Source organism: Micromonospora sp. II (genome assembly GCF_001709195.1).
In the GTDB taxonomy this organism is placed as follows: Bacteria; Actinomycetota; Actinomycetes; order Mycobacteriales; family Micromonosporaceae; genus Micromonospora; species Micromonospora chalcea.
Genome location: NZ_LYXF01000033.1, coordinates 26,328 through 39,369 on the forward strand (window position 1 = coordinate 26,328; position 13,042 = coordinate 39,369).

Annotated in this window: 15 protein-coding genes; 14 read left to right on the forward strand and 1 reads right to left on the reverse strand. The window is 71.3% G+C overall.

Annotated features, from left to right (window positions below; genetic code table 11):
- Nucleotides 1–2: 2 nt before the first annotated feature.
- Entirely contained in the window at nt 3–653 is a 651-nt protein-coding gene (locus A8711_RS17630; protein ID WP_233607846.1) for a hypothetical protein, read from the reverse strand.
- 104 nt (nt 654–757) lie between these two features.
- Between A8711_RS17630 and A8711_RS17635 the strand changes: the two genes are divergently transcribed.
- The 14 genes from A8711_RS17635 to A8711_RS17700 form a co-directional block, all read left to right on the forward strand.
- A complete protein-coding gene (locus tag A8711_RS17635) occupies nt 758–1,036 on the forward strand; it encodes a type II toxin-antitoxin system Phd/YefM family antitoxin (RefSeq protein ID WP_013283593.1) in 279 nt (92 codons plus the stop codon).
- Nucleotides 1,033–1,443, forward strand: coding sequence for a type II toxin-antitoxin system VapC family toxin (locus A8711_RS17640; protein ID WP_043327321.1), 411 nt, complete (start codon nt 1,033–1,035; stop codon nt 1,441–1,443). The genes A8711_RS17635 and A8711_RS17640 overlap by 4 nt, the downstream gene beginning before the upstream one ends.
- A gap of 73 nt (nt 1,444–1,516) precedes the next feature.
- Nucleotides 1,517–2,707 (forward strand): cyclic dehypoxanthinyl futalosine synthase, encoded by a 1,191-nt coding sequence (mqnC, locus tag A8711_RS17645; protein ID WP_030500766.1) that lies wholly within the window; start codon nt 1,517–1,519, stop codon nt 2,705–2,707.
- Between the two features lie 428 nt (nt 2,708–3,135).
- The gene (locus A8711_RS17650) at nt 3,136–4,395 is read left to right on the forward strand and encodes a cell wall anchor protein (RefSeq protein WP_069088837.1); all 1,260 of its coding nucleotides are present in this window, start codon (nt 3,136–3,138) and stop codon (nt 4,393–4,395) included.
- A gap of 99 nt (nt 4,396–4,494) precedes the next feature.
- Nucleotides 4,495–5,205, forward strand: a complete 711-nt coding sequence (locus A8711_RS17655; protein WP_064448431.1) for a demethylmenaquinone methyltransferase — start codon at nt 4,495–4,497, stop codon at nt 5,203–5,205.
- A 76-nt stretch (nt 5,206–5,281) separates the two neighbouring features.
- Nucleotides 5,282–5,500, forward strand: coding sequence for a hypothetical protein (locus A8711_RS17660; RefSeq protein ID WP_030500769.1), 219 nt, complete (start codon nt 5,282–5,284; stop codon nt 5,498–5,500).
- Between the two features lie 134 nt (nt 5,501–5,634).
- On the forward strand, nt 5,635–6,909 hold the full coding sequence (locus tag A8711_RS17665; RefSeq protein WP_043330724.1) for a geranylgeranyl reductase family protein: 1,275 nt from the start codon (nt 5,635–5,637) through the stop codon (nt 6,907–6,909).
- A 119-nt stretch (nt 6,910–7,028) separates the two neighbouring features.
- Nucleotides 7,029–7,394, forward strand: coding sequence for an NADH-quinone oxidoreductase subunit A (locus A8711_RS17670; protein ID WP_013283601.1), 366 nt, complete (start codon nt 7,029–7,031; stop codon nt 7,392–7,394).
- A gap of 11 nt (nt 7,395–7,405) precedes the next feature.
- Entirely contained in the window at nt 7,406–8,086 is a 681-nt protein-coding gene (locus A8711_RS17675; protein WP_013283602.1) for an NADH-quinone oxidoreductase subunit B family protein, read from the forward strand.
- Nucleotides 8,083–8,811 (forward strand): NADH-quinone oxidoreductase subunit C, encoded by a 729-nt coding sequence (locus tag A8711_RS17680; protein WP_043327315.1) that lies wholly within the window; start codon nt 8,083–8,085, stop codon nt 8,809–8,811. Before A8711_RS17675 ends, A8711_RS17680 begins: the two co-directional genes overlap by 4 nt.
- Nucleotides 8,808–10,133 (forward strand): NADH-quinone oxidoreductase subunit D, encoded by a 1,326-nt coding sequence (locus A8711_RS17685; RefSeq protein WP_043327313.1) that lies wholly within the window; start codon nt 8,808–8,810, stop codon nt 10,131–10,133. Before A8711_RS17680 ends, A8711_RS17685 begins: the two co-directional genes overlap by 4 nt.
- Nucleotides 10,130–11,245: an NADH-quinone oxidoreductase subunit NuoE gene (gene nuoE, locus A8711_RS17690; RefSeq protein ID WP_043327311.1), complete on the forward strand. Its 1,116-nt coding sequence runs from the start codon at nt 10,130–10,132 to the stop codon at nt 11,243–11,245. The genes A8711_RS17685 and nuoE overlap by 4 nt, the downstream gene beginning before the upstream one ends.
- Entirely contained in the window at nt 11,242–12,558 is a 1,317-nt protein-coding gene (gene nuoF, locus A8711_RS17695; RefSeq protein WP_043327309.1) for an NADH-quinone oxidoreductase subunit NuoF, read from the forward strand. Before nuoE ends, nuoF begins: the two co-directional genes overlap by 4 nt.
- A partial coding sequence (locus tag A8711_RS17700) for a 2Fe-2S iron-sulfur cluster-binding protein (RefSeq protein ID WP_141707670.1) occupies nt 12,558–13,042 on the forward strand: 485 nt, incomplete at its 3' end. The genes nuoF and A8711_RS17700, both read left to right, overlap by 1 nt.

The window sequence follows — 13,042 nt, forward strand, 5'->3', positions numbered from 1 at the left end:
GCTCAGATCACCACGGGCGGTGCCGTGGCGGCGCGGCCACGGGCCCGGCTGACGTGGCCGCGCCACCCGCCGACGAGCGCGAACAGGGTCCATCCCGCCGCGCCGAACACGAGCATGCCCCGCTTTCCGTCCGGGTCCACGTCCCGCGCGTCGGTCAGTTCCACCTCACCACGCGGGTCGACGACCACTGTCAGCCGCTGGCCCACCCGGTAGCCGGGGGAACTGCCCCGGTAGACCAGCGGCTCGTCCAGCCGGCCGGCGTCGCCCTGGAGGGCGAACTCGTGCCGCTTGCCGGCCGTCTGCACGTCGGTGATGGTCACCTGCTGGGCGACGCCGCGCTCCCGGAGCACCGACTCGGGGGCGAGCTGGACGGCGCCCACCAGCACGAACAGGGCCGGCAGCACCGACAGGAGGGTCAGCCACCAGCCCCGGTGCAGCAGGCGCAGGCCGACCGCGAAGGCGAGGCAGCCGACCAGGCCGACGGAGATCGGCACCGCGATCGGGAGTCCCACGGTGAGGTGGCCGACCGCCGCGGTCACGACGATCACGGCGAGGCCGAAGCCGACGAGCACGGCGGTCATCGTGAGGGACGAGAGGGCGGAGCGGGCGCCGGCCACGCGTACGGGGGTGGGCGGGGGCGATACGACTGACACGCCGAGAGCGTAGACGGGCGACGCCAGCGCTCCGCTTCCCGCGGTGGCGCTTCGGGTCGACCACCATCCGTGACGGGTAGAACGTTACGTTCTACACTTGCCTGATGGAGCAGATCGCCGTCCGGGAGCTGAACCAGCACACCAGCCGGGTGCTGGCGCGGGTGCGCGCCGGTGAGACGGTCGAGGTGACCGATCGGGGTGAGCCGATCGCCCGCCTGGTCCCGGTGCTGGCCGGCGACGCGCTTCTCGGCCGGTTGGTGGCCGAGGGCCGGGCCACGGCCCCGACCACGACCGGCCCGGTCCCGATGCCGCCGGTGCTCGGGGATCCCACGGTGGACGCCGCGGCCGCGCTGGTCGAGGCACGCGACGAGGAGCGTTGGTGATCTACCTCGACTCGGCGGCGGTCATCAAGATGCTGCGGCGGGAGGCGGAGACGCCGGATCTGCTCGGCTGGCTGAACGAGCGCGCCGGCACCGCGCTGGTGTCGTCGGCTCTCGTCGAGGTGGAGGTGCCGCGGGCGTTGCGTCGTGCCGCTCCACAGGCGCTGGTGGGTGTCCCCTCGGTGCTGGGACGTCTCTACCGGGTCGAGATCGACGCCACGGTCCGTGCGACGGCGGGCGCGTACCCGGAGCCGATGCTGCGCAGCCTGGACGCCGTCCACCTCGCCACCGCCGAGGTCCTGGCCCGGCAGGCGGCGGCCGAGTTCGTCGCGTTCGTCACGTACGACAAGCGGCTGCTGGAGGCGGCCAGGGCGATCGGGCTGCCGGTGGCCAGTCCGGGGATGCCCTGACCGGGTGGGTCTCTCGTCACCGGGTGAGGAGTGGCGTTTCCCGCCGTCGGGCCCGCGACGTACGCTCGGGAGTGTGACGGCGAACCGGGAGATCGACGACATCCTGCAACGCGGCGCGGACGGCGGGCGCATCACGCCCGAGGAGGCGCTGCTGCTCTACACCGACGCGCCCTTCCACGCGCTGGGCGAGGCGGCCGACGCGGTACGGCGGCGCCGCTACCCGGACAACATCGTCACGTACCTGATCGACCGCAACATCAACTACACGAACGTCTGCGTGACGGCGTGCAAGTTCTGCGCGTTCTACCGGGCCCCCAAGCACAAGGAGGGCTGGACCCACCCGACCGAGGAGATCCTGCGCCGCTGCGGCGAGGCGGTCGAGTTGGGCGCCACCCAGGTCATGCTCCAGGGCGGCCACCACCCGGACTACGGCGTGGAGTACTACGAGGAGCTGTTCTCCTCGGTCAAGAAGGCGTACCCGCAGCTCGCGATCCACTCGATCGGCCCGAGCGAGATCCTGCACATGGCGAAGGTCTCCGGCGTGAGCCTGGACGAGGCCATCGCCCGGATCAAGGCCGCCGGCCTGGACTCGATCGCCGGCGCCGGCGCCGAGATGCTGCCGGACCGGCCGCGCAAGGCGATCGCGCCGCTGAAGGAGTCCGGCGCCCGCTGGCTGGAGGTCATGGAGCTGGCCCACCGGCAGGGCCTGGAGTCGACCGCCACCATGATGATGGGCACCGGCGAGACCAACGCCGAGCGCATCGAGCACCTGCGGATGATCCGCGACGTGCAGGACCGCACCGGCGGCTTCCGGGCCTTCATCCCGTGGACGTACCAGCCGGAGAACAACCACCTGAAGGGCCGCACCCAGGCGACCACGCTGGAATACCTGCGGCTGGTCGCGGTGGCCCGGCTGTTCTTCGAGACGGTGCCGCACCTGCAGGCGTCCTGGCTGACCACCGGTAAGGACGTCGGGCAGCTCGCGCTGCACATGGGCGTGGACGACCTCGGCTCGATCATGCTGGAGGAGAACGTCATCTCCTCCGCCGGGGCCCGGCACCGCTCCAACCTGCACGAGCTGATCGGCATGATCCGGTCGGCCGACCGGATCCCCGCCCAGCGGGACACGCTCTACAACCGGCTCGCGGTGCACCACACGCCCGCCGACGACCCGAGCGACGACCGCGTGGTCTCGCACTTCTCGTCGATCGCTCTGCCCGGCGGCGGGGCCGGGAAGTCGCTGCCGCTGGTCGAGGTCAACTGATCTCGTTCCCCCGTTCGGCCGGTCGGCTCCCGTCGTGCGGCCGGAGCTCCGCCCGTTTCCGGTGAAGCTTCCGCCAGGGGTCTTCACCTGCGTGATCACCGGCGGCTAGCCTGCCCGCGCGACACCACCGATCCGGGCCGCGAGCAGGCAGGTAACAGGTCGGCGGCGACCCGGGTGAGCACCGCCCGGCAAGCCGGCGACGCCATTACGCTGGCGGCGTCCGTCGGGGACCGTCGTCCTCCATCGGCCCATGAGGGCCGTTCACATAACGCACCGCGGCAGGGGCGGGATGGGTGACCATCCCGCCCCTGCCGTCTGTCGAATCGATGGGAATTCCCACCGTACGACGCTGGCGCGGCGATGCGTCGCTCCGGTACCGTCCCTTCGTTCCGTGCGTTGATCGGCACGTCCCTACCCCCGGGGGAACCATGACCTTCCGCTACCGGTCCACGCTGGCGCGCGCCGGCGTGGTGGCCCTGCTCTCCACCGCCGGCCTCGGCGCGGTCGCCGGCCCGGCGTACGCCGCCGACAAGGCCGACCTCCAGCTCATCCCGCTCAGCTACCAGCTCGCCAAGGGCGTCACCGAGGCGAAGGCCAAGCCGTTCAAGTTCCAGGTGAACAACGCCGCCGGGACCGTCGACGCGAAGGGCGTCCGGGTCACCGTCGAGACGAAGGACCTCAAGCCCGGCAAGGTCGGCGTGCTGGCGCCGAAGGGCTGCGACATCCGCGGCACCGCCTTCTCCTGCCTGCTGGGCGACGTGCCCGCCGGGACCACCGAGGACTTCGGCATCCCGCTGTTCTCCACCGGCGGCAAGGGCGGGGCGGGCACGCTGACGGTGTCGATCAGCGCGGCCAACGGCGCCGGCGTGCTGGACACGGTCGAGCACGACATCACCGTCACCGACCCCGGCTACGACCTCACCACCTGGGTCCAGGACGTGTACGCCGACGTGGTCGTCGACGGCGACGACGCCGGTGAGGCGAACCTGCGCCCGGTCCGGCCGGGCCAGACCGCGCCGCTGGACTGGGCCGTGTTCAACGACGGAAGCGAGAACGCCACGGGCGTCGCGTACGGCATCACGCTGCCGGCCGGTGTCACCTTCGCCGAGCTGCCCGAGGGCTGCGTCGAGCAGGACCTGGGCGGCTTCGCCAACGCGTACTGCGAGGACCTGGGCGCGGTGCTCAAGCCCGGCCAGTACTACACCGCCGACGTGCGGGTGAAGGTCGGCGCGGACGTGACCGAGAAGCTGCTCCGGCCGGGCTTCGTCTGGGCCGCCGGGCTGGAGGCGGCCTCCGGCACGCCGGAGGAGCAGCCGAAGGCCGCCACCTCGGCGCAGCGTCGCGCGTTCTCCGAGGCCGACGACGGCGACAACACCGCCCAGTTCGACGTCTTCGTCGACCAGAGCCCGCAGTCGACCCCGAGCCCGACGCCGAGCGCTGAGCCGACCTCGACGCCGACCGCCCAGCCGACCCCGACCGGCAGCGTGACCGCGGTGCCGACGCCGACCTCCGGTGGTGGCGCGGGTGGCGGCACCGGCGGCGGTGGCCTGCCGGTGACCGGTATGCAGGTCGGCCTGATCGGCGGGATCGGCGCTGCGGTGGTCGCCGCCGGTGTGGCGCTGATGATGCTGTCCCGGCGCCGCAAGGTGGTGCTCGTCACGCCGGGCGAGGAGCGCACCGAGGACTGACACCGTCACCGTGGACACGGAGAGGGCGGGTGGGCGACCACCCCGCCCTCTCGCGTACCCGGGGCGGGACGGGAGCGGCGCGGCTGGCAGAGTGGAGGGGTGAGCCGTACCCCGCAGGGCCAGCGCGCCAGCCTGGACAAGCAGCCGCACGAGGTAGCCGCGATGTTCGACGGTGTCGCGGCCCGCTACGACCTGACCAACACCGTGCTCTCCTTCGGGCAGGACCGGTCCTGGCGGCGGGCCACCCGGGCGGCGCTCGGGTTGGCACCGGGCGAGCGGGTGCTCGACGTGGGCGCCGGCACCGGTGTCTCGACCGAGGAGCTGGCCCATTCCGGGGCGTACGCGGTCGGCGCCGACCTGTCGCTGGGCATGCTCTACGCGGGCAAGCGCACCCGCCCGTCGGTGCCGCTGCTGGCCGGGGACGCGCTCCGGCTGCCGTTCGCCGACGCCAGCTTCGACGCGGTGACCATCTCCTTCGCGTTGCGCAACGTCAACGACACCGACGCGGCGCTGCGCGAGCTGGCCCGGGTGACCCGGCCGGGCGGGCGGCTGGTGGTCTGCGAGTTCAGCACCCCGGTCAACCCGGCGTTCCGCACCGTCTACCTGTCGTACCTGATGCGGTCGTTGCCGGCCGTGGCGCGCGCGGTGTCCAGCAACCCCGACGCCTACGTCTATCTGGCGGAGTCGATCCGGGCCTGGCCGGACCAGCCGGCGCTGGCCGCGCGGATCGGCGCGGCCGGCTGGGGCCGGGTGGCGTGGCGCAACCTGACCGGGGGCGTGGTGGCCCTGCACCGGGCCGTCCGAAACTGACCGGCCGACCAGGCGTTAGCCGGTCATTTCGTGAATATCCGGTTCTGGTCTACTTTGTCCCCGTAGGCTCGCCTGCATGACGGGACCAGACCAGGCCGCCACCGACGACGACGCCGCCGAGCTGATCGCCCAGCTCCGCGAGTTGGCCGGCGCGGATCCCGCTGATGTCCGGCAGGTCGTCGCCGAGGTGCTGGCGGCGCTCGACCGTGCGGCAGGTGGCGCGTTGCGTGACCACCTGCCCGAGGCGATCCGGCTCGACGCCGGGCTCGGACCGGCCGCGCCGGCTCGCCCCTGACCGGTTTCGGCCCGCCTACCGGCCCGTTTCCGCGAAGTTAGGCCCCCCTCAACGCGTCCTGGTGTAACAGCGGTCATAGACTCCATCCGGATGGGCTTGTGAAGCATTTCACGAGCATGCGGGAGGAGGCGCGGATGACCGCGGTGGAGAACGACGCCGACGTCATCGTCGTGGGCGCCGGTCCCGGAGGATCGGCCACGGCGTACCACCTGGCGCGGCACGGCGTACGCGTGCTGCTGCTGGAGAAGACGGAGTTTCCCCGGGAGAAGGTCTGCGGCGACGGGCTCACGCCCCGGGCCGTGCGCCAGCTCATCCGGATGGGCGTGGACACCTCGCCCGAGGCCGGCTGGCTGCACAACAAGGGCCTGCGGGTGATCGGCGGCGGGGTGCGCCTGGAGCTGGACTGGCCCGACCTGGCGAGCTTCCCCAACTACGGCCTCGTGCGGACCCGGCTCGACTTCGACGACCTGCTCGCGCAGCGGGCCGTCGCCGCCGGGGCGAAGCTGCGCACCAGCGTCAACGTCCTCGGCCCGGTGCTCGGTGCCGACGACCGGGTGATCGGCGTGCAGGCCGAGGTCGGCCCGGACAAGGAGCCCGCCACCTTCCACGCGCCGCTCGTGGTCGCCGCCGACGGCGTCTCCGGCCGCTTCCCGCTCGCCCTCGGGCTGGCCAAGCGGGAGGACCGCCCGATCGGCGTGGCGGTCCGCCGCTACTACCGCTCGCCCGCCAAGCACGACGACGACTACCTGGAGTCGTGGCTGGAGCTGCGGGCCAAGGGCAGCGACGCGCTGCTGCCCGGCTACGGCTGGATCTTCGGCCTCGGCGACGGCCGGGTGAACGTCGGCCTCGGCGTGCTGAACTCGTCCTCGGCGTTCGGCAAGACGAACTACCGCAAGCTGCTCACCGACTGGCTCGCGAACACCCCCGAGGAGTGGGGGATGACCGACGAGTCCAACGCGGAGGGTCCCACCCTCGGGGCCGCGCTGCCGATGGGCTTCAACCGGGTCCCGCACTACACCCGCGGGGTCCTGCTGGTCGGCGACTCCGGCGGCATGGTCAACCCGTTCAACGGCGAGGGCATCGCGTACGCGATGGAGTCCGGCGAGATGGCCGCGGAGGTCATGGTGCAGGCGCTGGCCCGCCCGGCCGGCGCGGAACGGGAGCGGGCGCTGATGGCGTACCCGCAGGAGCTGAAGGCCCGCTTCGGCGGCTACTACCGGCTCGGCGGCGTGTTCGTGAAGCTCATCGGCCGCCCCGAGATCATGCGGATGGCGACCAAGCACGGCATGCCGCACCCGATGCTCATGCGCTTCGTGCTCAAGCTGCTGGCCAACCTGACCGACCCGCGCGGCGGGGACGCGATGGACCGGGTCATCAACGCGATGACGAAGGTGGCCCCGGCCGTGTAGAAGACGACCGACCACGAGCCGGACAGAGATCGACCCCCCGACGACCGAGGTCTCAGGGACGTGAATAGTGTGATTTTGGCCAACCACCGAGGTCAGGGAAGGACGAGCAGGGGACAACGATGACGCTCTCTCCTTACGCACCCATCATCGGGCTGTTCGCCCTCGCTGCGGCGTTCGCGCTGTTCTCCGTGGCCGCTGCCCGACTCGCCGGCCCGCGGCGTCTGAACAAGGCCAAGCTCGAGGCGTACGAGTGTGGCATCGAGCCGAGCCCGCAGCCGGTCGGCGGCGGCCGGTTCCCGATCAAGTTCTACCTGACGGCGATGCTCTTCATCGTCTTCGACATCGAGATCATCTTCCTCTACCCCTGGGCGGTCTCCTTCGACGCTCTGCCGATCTTCGGCTTCGTGGAGATGGTCCTGTTCATCGTCGCGGTCTTCGTCGCCTACGCCTATGTCTGGCGTCGCGGCGGCCTGGACTGGGACTGAGGAGGTAGCAGATGGGCATCGAGGAGAAACTCCCCTCCGGCGTCCTGCTCACCAGCGTCGAGAAGCTGGTCAACTGGACGCGGAAGACCTCGGTCTGGGGCGCGACGTTCGGTCTGGCCTGCTGCGCCATCGAGATGATGGCGGCGGGCGGCCCGCACTACGACATGGGCCGCTGGGGCATGGAGGTCTTCCGGGCCTCGCCCCGCCAGGCGGACCTGATGATCGTGGCCGGCCGGGTGAGCCAGAAGATGGCCCCGGTGCTGCGCCAGATCTACGACCAGATGGCCGAGCCCCGCTGGGTCATCTCGATGGGCGTCTGCGCCAGCAGCGGCGGCATGTTCAACAACTACGCCATCGTGCAGGGCGTCGACCACGTCGTCCCGGTCGACATGTACCTGCCCGGCTGCCCGCCCCGGCCGGAGATGCTCATCGACGCCGTGCTCAAGCTGCGCGAGAAGATCATGCACGAGCCGCTGGGCCCGAACGGCCGCAAGATGCTGGAGGCCCGCCAGGCGCGCGGTGACGTGCCGGTCGTGCCGTACGGCTCGATGCCCTCGTCGTACCGCAGCGACAAGGCCCGCCGTGCCGAGTGGACGAAGGCCGTCCGCGAGGGGCGCGAGGAGCAGCTGCGGATCGAGAACTGGATGAAGGCGCAGAACCACCTTCAGGCGTCGCATAGGGGCCCGAAATGAGCAACGACAAGACCAACGACGGCGGGGTGCCGGTGCCGACCACCCCGGTCGGCGCCAGCTCCACCGCTCCGGCCGAGTACCCGCCGGCCAGCCCGGCCGGCCGGGGGATGTTCGGCAACCAGGGCACCGGTGACGTCTCCGGCTACGGCGGGCTGGTCCGCCAGCGCAAGCCGATCGAGGAGGCGACCCGCCCGTACGGGAGCTACTTCGACGAGGTGCGGGACGCGCTGGAGGAGGCGTACCCGGACTTCAACGACGCGATCGAGAAGGTCGTGGTCGACCGGGGCGAACTGACGCTGCACGTACGCCCGGAGCGCATCGCCGAGGTCTGCCAGGTGATGCGCGACGACCTGTCGCTGCGCTTCGAGCTGCTCTCGTCGCTGTCCGGCGTGGACTACCTGGGCGCGGAACGGCGCCTGCACGTGGTCTACCAGCTGACCTCGATGACCTACCGCCGCATCGTCCGGCTGGAGGTGGCGGTCTCCGCCGAGCAGCCGCACGTACCGAGCGTCACCGCCGTCTACCCGACCGCCGACTGGCAGGAGCGGGAGACGTACGACATGTTCGGCGTCGTCTTCGACGGCCACCCCGCCCTGACCCGGATCCTCATGCCGGACGACTGGGAGGGTCACCCGCAGCGCAAGGACTACCCGCTCGGCGGCGTGCCGGTCGAGTACAAGGGTGCGGAAATCCCGCCGCCGGACCGTAGGAGGTCGTACCAGTGACCACGTCTAACTACGCGACCGAGCGCGAGACCACCGAGGGCAAGGTCTTCACCGTCACCGGCGGGGACTGGGACGAGGTCGTCTCCGGCACGGACCCGATCAACGACGAGCGGATCGTCGTCAACATGGGCCCGCAGCACCCGTCCACCCACGGCGTGCTCCGGCTGGTCCTGGAGCTGGAGGGCGAGACGGTCCGCGAGGCCCGCTCGGTCGTCGGCTACCTGCACACCGGCATCGAGAAGAACCTGGAGTACCGCAACTGGGTCCAGGGCTCGACGTTCGTRACCCGGATGGACTACCTCTCCCCGCTGTTCAACGAGACGGCGTACGCGCTCGCGGTGGAGAAGCTGCTCGGGATCACCGACGACATCACCGAGCGCGCGAACACCATCCGCGTGCTGATGATGGAGCTGAACCGGATCTCGTCGCACCTGGTCTGGCTGGCGACCACCGCCATGGAGCTGGGCGCGATCAACATGATGCTGTACGGCTTCCGCGAGCGGGAGTACGTCCTCGACATCTTCGAGACCATCACCGGCCTGCGGATGAACCACGCGTACGTGCGGCCGGGCGGCGTGGCGCAGGACGTGCCGGACGACGCGATCCGCAAGATCCGCGACTTCCTCCAGCTGATGCCGAAGCGGCTCAAGGAGTACGAGAACCTGCTCTCCGGTCAGCCGATCTGGCTGGAGCGGACGCAGAACGTGGCGGTCCTCGACGTGACCGGCTGCATGGCGCTCGGCGTCACCGGCCCGGTGCTGCGCTCCGCCGGCCTCGCCTGGGACCTGCGCAAGACCATGCCGTACTGCGGCTACGAGACGTACGAGTTCGACGTGCCGACCCACACCGACGGTGACGTGTGGGGCCGCTACCTGGTCCGGGTCGCGGAGATCCGGGAGTCGCTGAAGCTCGTCGAGCAGGCGCTGGACCGCTTGAAGCCGGGCCCGGTGATGGTCTCCGACAAGAAGATCGCCTGGCCGGCGCAGCTCGCCATCGGCGTCGACGGCATGGGCAACTCCCTGGAGCACGTCGCGAAGATCATGGGTCAGTCGATGGAGTCGCTGATCCACCACTTCAAGCTCGTCACCGAGGGCTTCCGGGTCCCGCCGGGCCAGGTGTACGTCGCCGTCGAGTCGCCCCGTGGCGAACTCGGCGTGCACGCGGTGTCCGACGGCGGCACCCGGCCCTACCGGGTGCACTACCGGGAGCCGAGCTTCGTCAACCTCCAGGCCCTCCCGGCGATGGCCGAGGGCGGCCTGATCGCCGACGTGATCGCCGGCGGCGCCTCGCTGGACCCCGTGATGGGTGGTTGTGACCGATGAGCACGTTCACTGAAGAGACCCGGCTCCGGGCGCGGGAGATCATCGCCCGGTACCCGGCCGACCGGTCCCGCTCGGCGCTGCTGCCGCTGCTGCACCTGGTCCAGTCCGAGGAGGGGTACGTCTCCCCGGCCGGTGTCGAGTTCTGCGCCGAGGTGCTCGGGCTGAACAAGGCCCAGGTCGGCGCCGTCGCCACCTTCTACACCATGTACAAGCGCAAGCCCACCGGTGAATACCTGGTCAGCGTCTGCACCAACACCATGTGCGACGTGCTCGGCGGGCAGAAGGTCTACGACGCCCTGGCCGAGCACCTCGGCGTCGGGCACGAGGAGACCACCGCCGACGGGAAGATCACCCTGGAGCACGCCGAGTGCCTGGCGGCGTGCGACTACGGCCCGGTCATGACCGTGAACTACGACTTCTTCGACAACGTGGAGCCGCAGGGCGCGCTCGACGTGGTCGAAGAGCTGCGGGCCGGCGGCCGGCCGATGCCGACCCGGGGCGCGCGCCTGTGCACGCTCAAGGAGATGGCGGTCCAGCTCGCCGGTTTCGCCGACGAGCGCGACGGCGCGGTGGCCGACGGCGGGCCGGGCGAGCCCAGCCTGCGCGGCCTGCGCCTGGCCGAGCAGCACGGCGTCTCGGTGCCGGGCTTCGACCCGAAGACCCCGATCCGCAGCAAGGCCGAGGCCGACCGGGCCGCCGCCGAGGCGAAGGCGAAGGCCGAGGCCGCGAAGCCGGCCCCCGCGCCCGAGCCGGCCAAGGCCGCCGAGCAGGTTTTGCCGGAGGCGGCCACCGGCAGCACCGCGCCGGACGTGAAGGCGCCGGACGCCAAGTCGCCGCAGGTGCGTACCGCCGAGACCCGGCAGCCGGACGCGGCCACCGCCGTACCGGACGCGCCGGGCACCAAGATCCCGGTGGACGGCCCGCCGCCGGTGCCGCGCGACGCGCAGGCGGCGGAGGCGGCCGGCACGGCGGCGAACCCGCCGGCCGGCGACGGCAAGCCCGCCGGCGACGCGGCCGGCGCGCAGGAGCGCAACCTCAAGGAAGCGGAGGCCGGTACGGGCGCGGACGGCGCCGACCCGGCGGACGCCAACGGATCGGGGGTCCGCAAGTGACCACGCCTCGGCCGGAGACGCTGGCCAAGCTCACGCCGGTGCTCACCAAGCGCTGGCTGTCGCCGGACGCCTGGCGGATCGGCACCTACGAGAACCTGGACGGCTACGCCGCCCTGCGCAAGGCGCTCAAGGCGCACCCGGACGACCTGATCCAGCTGGTCAAGGACTCCGGGCTGCGCGGCCGTGGCGGCGCGGGCTTCCCGACCGGCCTGAAGTGGGGCTTCATCCCGCAGGGCGACGGCAAGCCGCACTACCTGGTGGTGAACGCCGACGAGGGCGAGCCGGGCACCTGCAAGGACCTGCCGCTGATGACCTACGACCCGCACTCGCTGGTCGAGGGCGTCATCATCGCCTCGTACGCGATCCGGGCCAACCGGGCGTACATCTACATCCGCGGTGAGGCCGTGCACGCCGCGCGGCGGCTGCGCAGCGCGGTCGCCGAGGCGTACGCCAAGGGCTACCTCGGCCGGAACATCCTCGGCTCCGGGTTCGACCTGGACCTGGTGGTGCACTCCGGCGCCGGGGCGTACATCTGCGGTGAGGAGACCGCGCTGCTGGACTCGCTGGAGGGCTTCCGCGGCCAGCCCCGGCTGCGCCCGCCGTTCCCGGCGACCCACGGCCTGTACGCCAGCCCGACCGTTGTCAACAACGTCGGCACCATCGCCAGCGTGCCGTACATCGTGCTCGGTGGCGCGGACTGGTGGAAGACGATGGGCACGGAGAAGTCGTCCGGCCCGATGATCTACTCGCTGTCCGGCCGGATCGCGAACCCGGGCCAGTACGAGTGCTCGATGGGCATCACGCTGCGCGAGCTGATCGAGCTGGCCGGCGGGATGAAGCCGGGGCACAACCTGAAGTTCTGGACCCCGGGTGGCTCGTCGACGCCGCTGCTGACCGCCGAGCACCTGGACGTGCCGCTGGACTTCGAGGGGGTGGCGGGGGCCGGCTCGATCCTGGGCACCACCGCCACGCAGATCTTCTCCGACCAGGACTGCCCGGTGTACGCGACCTACCGGTGGCTGGAGTTCTACCACCACGAGTCGTGCGGCAAGTGCACCCCGTGCCGGGAGGGCAACTACTGGATGGTCCGGGTCTACCGGCGCATCCTGTCCGGCCAGGGCACCCACGAGGACCTGGACACCCTGCTCGACACCTGCGACAACATCCTCGGCCGCTCGTTCTGCGGTCTGGGTGACGGCGCGACCAGCTCGGTCACCTCGTCGCTGAAGTACTTCAAGCAGGACTACCTCGACTACATCGAGGGACGTACCGCTCCGAAGCTGTCGGAGAAGACCCTGGTAGGGGCGCACTGATGACCGACGTAGCCAAGCAGACCGAGACCGTCACGCTGACCATCGACGGCGTCGAGGTCACCGCCCCCAAGGGGGCGCTGCTGATCCGGGTCGCCGAGCAGCTGGGCACCGAGATCCCCCGCTTCTGCGACCACCCGCTGCTGGCCCCGGCCGGCGCCTGCCGGCAGTGCCTGGTGGAGGTGGAGGGCCAGCGCAAGCCGGTCGCCTCCTGCACCCAGACCGTCGCCGACGGCATGGTGGTGCGGACCCAGCTCACCTCCCCGGTCGCCAAGAAGGCCCAGGAGGGGGTGATGGAGCTGCTGCTCCTCAACCACCCCCTGGACTGCCCGATGTGTGACAAGGGCGGCGAGTGCCCGCTGCAGAACCAGGCGATGTCCACCGGCCGGACGGACTCGCGGTTCCACGAGCACAAGCGGGAGTACCCGAAGCCGCTGCCGATCAGCACCCAGGTGCTGCTCGACCGCGAGCGCTGTGTGCTCTGCCA